Source organism: Xanthomarina sp., assembly GCF_035306705.1.
GTDB lineage: Bacteria > Bacteroidota > Bacteroidia > Flavobacteriales > Flavobacteriaceae > Xanthomarina.
Genome location: NZ_DATGNO010000107.1, coordinates 1 through 5576 on the forward strand (window position 1 = coordinate 1; position 5576 = coordinate 5576).

Consider the following 5576-nt stretch of genomic DNA (forward strand, 5'->3'; position numbering starts at 1 on the left):
ACAACATTATTACAGTTTGGATATCGATTTATTTGGAAGAGGCTCTTTCTTTCAGTTTTTAAATAGAACAACGATAAATGAAGGGGCAGAAAAATTGGCTCAGACCTTAACGGCCAATGACATTCAAGACATTGAATTAAAGCAAAACGCCATTAAGGAATTGGCGGACAAACCGGAATGGCGTCAATATTTTTCTGCGGTAGCCACATTAATCCAAGCAGAAACACCAGCATTAAAAATTATCCAATGGTTAACGTCCCAAAAATCATTTTTACCTAAAATGATGTCCTGGTTTCCACTGGTGTTTTCTTTGCTATCATTGATTATGATTGGACTAGGAATGTCTAAAATTATCGATTTGGCTTTTATTGGTTATTGGTTAATTCTAGGTCTGTTGATTACTGGAATTTACTTGAAAAAAATAAATGTATTAGCGAGTAATACAGACAAGGTTAGAGATACCTTTAGACAATATGCTTTGCTTTTAAATCAAATAGAAAATGAAACGTTTACTTCCGAATTACTAAAAAGTAAGCAAGCACAGATTCAACAAGAACATAAAAAAGCGTCTGAAATTTTTTCTCAATTTTCAAAACACTTGGATGCTTTGGACAATCGGAATAATTTAATATCGGCTATTTTCGGAAACGGGTTTTTCTTGTTGGACTTAAAAAATGCGTATAAGATAGAGCAATGGATCCATCAATATAAAAGTACAGTTTCCAATTGGTTTGAAGTGGTTTCATTTTTTGATGCTTACAATTCTTTAGGAAATTATGCCTTTAACCATCCACAATACGTATTCCCTGAAATAGTAGAGAATACTACGGTTATTGAAGCTGAAGAATTAGGACATCCTTTATTGGACAAAAGCAAACGAGTAGATAGCAACTTGAACATTCATAATCAAGAATTCTTTATTGTTACTGGCGCTAATATGGCAGGAAAAAGTACCTTTTTAAGAACGGTTTCCTTGCATATAGTGATGGCAAACGCTGGCTTGCCAGTTTGCGCCAAATCGAGTAAATATGCACCTGTAAAACTAATTACAAGCATGCGTACTACCGATTCTTTAACAGACGACAGTTCGTATTTCTTTTCAGAGTTAACACGTCTTAAGTTTATTGTCGACGAGATTGCTAGAGAACCTTATTTTATCATTTTGGATGAAATTTTAAAGGGCACAAATAGTACAGATAAGGCGATTGGTTCCCGCAAGTTTGTTGAAAAACTGGTAGCGAGCAATGCCACAGGAATTATTGCTACACACGATTTAAGTTTATGTGAAATTTCAAAGGAATTGACTGAAGTGAAGAATCACTTTTTTGATGCCCAAATTGTAAACGATGAACTCTTTTTCGATTATAAGTTTAAGGATGGCATTTGCCAAAATATGAATGCGAGCTTTTTGTTGAAGAAGATGGAAATTATCTAAAAAAAAAGACCTTTCAGATTTTAAAAATCTGAAAGGTCTGATAAAGTCTACTTGTTATAAACTGATAAGTTTCAGTTTAAACTATTTCTTTTTCTTCTTGCTTTTTGTTTTGCTTTCGTTTTGTTTAGGATGTACCAATTTCATTTCATCTATTAAATGTTTGGCTCCAGCATATTTATCTACAATAAATAAAATATAGCGTGCATCGACCATAATGTTTCTGCAAATTTCCGGATCATAATACATGTCACTCATAGTGCCTTCCCAAACTCTATCAAAATTCAGTCCTACTAAATTTCCATGAGCATCAATGGCTGGGCTTCCAGAGTTACCACCAGTGGTGTGGTTAGTTCCTAGAAAGCATACAGGTACTTTTCCATTGGCATCAGCATATTGTCCGTAATCTTTAGCTTCGTATAAATCGATGAGTTTTTGAGGCACATCAAATTCATAATCTCCAGGAATATATTTTTCAATTACACCATCTAAATAACTCACCGGCGAATAGTAAACCGCATCTCTTGGCGAATATCCTCTAACCTGGCCATAAGTAACACGAAGTGTCCCGTTAGCATCCGGAAAATATCTCGCATCCGGTAAAGCCTTCATAAGCGCGGTCATGTATTCTGTTTGTAATGCCGTAATAGGTTCGTTTTTTGCTTCAAATTCTGGATTTAAAGTATTGTAAAACTCAGCAATTAATGGTTTTGCATAAGCATAAGCAGCATCCTTATTTAGTTTCTTTATGATTTCTTCAGAAGTACCTTCAAATAGCTTTAGAGCAGAATCCAAGTTCGTAAAGGCTGTTTTATCATAAATAGAAACATCCACATTTTCAGTATAGAAAGGCATCACGTTTTCAAAAACACCTCGATCCACACTTACATCAAAGTTTTTATGGATTTTGGTTAAAGTACTTTCGGTGGAAGCTTTCGCTCTATCAAAAATTTCCGGGTTGTCGGTAACAGCTTGTTCAAATTGATAGGCTCTAAAAGTCATTTCCATCAATTCATTCGTCACTAAAAAGACTTCAATAAAACTTCTACGTTTGATGTTGATGGCTTCAAAGTTTTCATATAACACATCAAATTCAGGAAGAATGTTTCCGTATTTATCTTCCAGATTCTTTTCTTTTAAGGCTTTCTTGAAACTGGCTTCAAACTCAAGTCTTTTTTCAATAGCATGACTTTTTTCAATCCCTAAATTTTCACCTTGCCATTTTTTATAAGCATTAGCAATTCCTGCTTGTTTCGAGGCATATTTAATTCTAATCTCGTCACTTTCCTGCATTTTAGCATCAATAACTTTTAAAGCAGCTCTACGAATAGCAATATTACTTGGGTTATATTTTTGGGTAGTTTGTTCTATAGCAACTGCTGGTAAATACTCGTCTGTAGTTCCAGGGAAACCGAAAACCATTGTAAAATCACCTTCTTCAACGCCATCTAAAGAAATTGGTAAAAAGTGCTTTGGTTTGTATGGCACGTTGTCTTCGCTATATTCTGCAGGACGGTTGTCTTTGTTTGCGTAAATTCTAAATAACGAAAAATCGCCAGTATGTCTCGGGAACACCCAGTTATCCGTATCGCTCCCAAACTTCCCAATGCTTGATGGTGGTGCGCCAACCAAACGGATGTCGTTAAAACGCTCAGTTACAAATAAGAAATACTGATTTCCTTTGTAAAAGGATTTTATTTTAGTGTCTTGCCAAGTTTCCTTTGTAACTCCAGCTTCTATATTGTTAGAATTCTTAGAAACTGCAGATTGTCTTTCCTTTTCGGTCATAGCTTCTGTAACGCCATCTAAAACTTGAGCGGTTACATCTTCAATTCTAACAATAAACTCAATAAATAACCCAGGATTTGGCAACTCTTCTTTCAAATTCATGGCCCAAAAACCATCTTTTAAATAATCGTTTTCTAAAGATGAATGCGATTGAATCTGGCTATATCCACAATGGTGGTTGGTAAGAATCAGTCCCTTAGGCGAAATCACTTCGCTGGTACAGCCACCATTAAAATGCCCAATGGCATCTTTTAAACTGGAGTTGTTGACATCGTAAATGTCTTTGGCTGAAAGTTTGCTTCCTAGATCGGCCATTTCTTGCTCGTTCATACCCTCTAAAAGCGAAGGAATCCACATGCCACCTTGTTGGGCTGACACTTGAAGCGTAATAAAAAGTAATAGAATTTTAAAGAATTTCATAATCAGTTAATTTAGTATCGTTCAAAGATAAAAAACCAAGATATAAAAGATGTTAAAATGAACCAAATTTATCCCCCTAACTTGTATCTTTAGTTTATGAAGCATCTTTCTAAACTCCCAAACATAGAAACCACCATTTTTACAGTTATGAGTGGTTTGGCAAATAAACATGAGGCCATTAATTTATCGCAAGGGTTTCCTAATTTTAAAAGTGATCAAAAATTGATTGACTTGGTTTCCAAAGCAATGAATTCTGGTTACAATCAATATGCGCTTATGCCTGGAAATATGGAATTGCGTGAAGCTACTGCTGAAAAATTCGATGTGCTCTATGGAAGTTCTTATCATCCAGAATCTGAAATCACCATTACAGCAGGAGCCACTCAAGCTATTTACGATATTATTGCCGCTTTTATAAGACCAGACAATGAAGTTATCATTATAAAACCCGCTTACGATTGCTACGAACCGTCTATTTTGATTAATGGCGGAAAACCTGTTTCTATCCAATTGGAAGCGCCAAATTATCAGGTGAATTGGAAGGAGGTGAAGCAGAAAATTTCGGTTCGAACTAAAATGATAATTATTAATACCCCACATAATCCAAGTGGTACTATTTTTAGTAAAACCGATATGTTACAACTTCAAGAACTAACTAAAAACACCAATATAATTGTTTTGAGTGATGAGGTGTACGAACACATGGTTTTTGATGGCGAAAAACATCAAAGTGCTTGTTTGTTTCCCGATTTGAAATCTAGAAGTTTTATTACGGCTTCTTTTGGAAAAACGTTTCATAATACGGGTTGGAAAGTGGGTTATTGTTGTGCACCAAAAGAGTTGATGGAAGAATTTCGGAAAATCCATCAATTTAATGTGTTTAGTGTCAATCATCCTGTGCAAAAAGGATTGGCAGATTATATGCAAAATCCAAATACCTATTTAGATTTATCTGGTTTTTTTCAGGAAAAACGCGATTTGTTTTTAGGTCTGATTAAAGAGTCCAAATTTAAATTTAAACCTTCTCAAGGCACGTATTTCCAAGTGTTGGATTATTCGGAAATCACTCAAGAATACGACGTAGATTTCGCCAAACGTTTAACCATTGAAAATGGCTTGGCATCCATTCCGCTTTCTGTGTTTAACGACCATCAATTGGACCATAAAGTGCTGCGATTTTGCTTTGCGAAAACGGATGATACCTTAAAGAAAGCAGCAGACATATTAAATGGTTTTAATTAATTGGTTTAGGTCTTTTGTGGCTTACTTTTTGAATGTTTATTTGTAAATAAATACAAACCCATATCATAATGAAAAAAATATTTTTAACTCTAGTTTTTTTGGGACTAGTTTATCATGGTAATGCACAGGAAATTGGAATTAAAGAAACTAACGACCCCTCTTTAATAAAATCTATAGAGCAAAAGAGTGCTACAAAAAAACACAAAAAAGAGCTAAAAAAGAGTCGAGACCAACAAAAAAAGGCTAAAAAGAGTCAGAAAAAGGCTGAAAAAGCTTTAAATAAGAAAAAACGAGCCCAAAAAACTTTTGATAAAACTACCAAAAAACTTGAAAGTAATCAAAAAACCTATGAGACTCTTAAAAGTAGAGGAAGACTCTCGCCAATTGATGACGAGAAATGGCTTAAAAAGTTAGAGAGATTAAATAAAGATGTCGAAAAGGCAGGAATAAAATTAAGAAAAGCTTAATTCGCTCAAGAGCAGTTAAAAACTACCTTCTTTATACAGAGTTGTTTTGTGAAAATCTGAAAAGAAATAGTATTTAGATTTCAAATAAAATATAGTATGGAAAGGCATAGGTTTCCATGTTTTTTCTTCATGAACCTGTCTTGCCGTCAGGTAGGCACACAAATAAATAGGTGCTGAATACTAAATAAGTATATAAAAAACATTCGTGAATTCGTGGCAAATTATTT

General features: G+C 34.5%; 4 protein-coding genes. 3 read left to right on the forward strand and 1 reads right to left on the reverse strand.

Annotation, left to right across the window (positions count from 1 at the left end; genetic code table 11):
• Positions 1 to 1435, forward strand: a 1435-nt coding sequence (locus VKY47_RS09325) for a MutS-related protein (protein ID WP_324312259.1), incomplete at its 5' end; no start/stop codon positions are given.
• Between the two features lie 81 nt (positions 1436 to 1516).
• Here VKY47_RS09325 and VKY47_RS09330 read toward each other — a convergent pair.
• Entirely contained in the window at positions 1517 to 3640 is a 2124-nt protein-coding gene (locus VKY47_RS09330) for a S46 family peptidase (RefSeq protein ID WP_324312261.1), read from the reverse strand.
• Between the two features lie 96 nt (positions 3641 to 3736).
• Here VKY47_RS09330 and VKY47_RS09335 point away from each other — a divergent pair, with 96 nt between their 5' ends.
• Complete coding sequence (locus VKY47_RS09335; protein WP_324312263.1) at positions 3737 to 4882, forward strand: methionine aminotransferase; 1146 nt, start codon at positions 3737 to 3739, stop codon at positions 4880 to 4882.
• A gap of 68 nt (positions 4883 to 4950) precedes the next feature.
• Positions 4951 to 5349 carry a hypothetical protein gene (locus VKY47_RS09340; protein ID WP_324312264.1) on the forward strand — a complete coding sequence of 133 codons (399 nt, stop codon included), beginning with the start codon at positions 4951 to 4953 and terminating at the stop codon, positions 5347 to 5349.
• Positions 5350 to 5576: the final 227 nt, after the last annotated feature.